The 453-nt window shown below is 67.5% G+C and carries 1 protein-coding gene; it reads right to left on the bottom strand.

The genetic code is table 11. The annotated features are described in order from the left end of the window. Window positions 1-453: class IV adenylate cyclase (locus tag J5M73_RS31370; RefSeq protein ID WP_207816957.1), on the bottom strand; the 453-nt coding region annotated here is incomplete at both ends.

Here is a 453-nt window from a genome sequence, read left to right as displayed (position 1 = left end):
GAGCTTCGCGAACACCGCATGCGCTTCCGCGTGGCCGCCGTCTTCGTCGTCGTCAGGGCCGAGCACGACCTCGAGTTCGACGAAATCGCCCAGGCCGTCGACGCGATCGAGGTGGATCCGCGTGCGACCCGCCAGATAGACGTGCCGCTCCTTCGTCACGATGCCGCGGGTCGTGAGCGCGGTCGCGAGGAGCGCGTGCATCGCGTCCGCGTTCGTCACCGGGCTGCGCGTGTAGTACGACGCCTTCGGGCCGTCCTGATCGTCGCGCTGGTAGAAGATCAGCTCGGCGGGCGTGCCGTCCTCGAAGCGGCGCAGCTTCAGGCGGCCGCGCGGCACATCGTAGAAGAAATCCTGTTGCCGGTAGAAGAGCGGCGCGTCGGTCGCCAGTTCGGCAGCCCGTTCGCGCAGTTGTTCGAATTCGCGCGCGCGAGCTTTGATCTCGATGTTGCGGGC

This window comes from Pseudomonas sp. 50_B, assembly GCF_017491625.1.
GTDB classification, from domain to species: Bacteria; Pseudomonadota; Gammaproteobacteria; order Pseudomonadales; family Pseudomonadaceae; genus Aquipseudomonas; species Aquipseudomonas danubii.
Note: the sequence above shows the minus strand (reverse complement) of the source record. Positions and strands in the feature narration are given on the sequence as shown.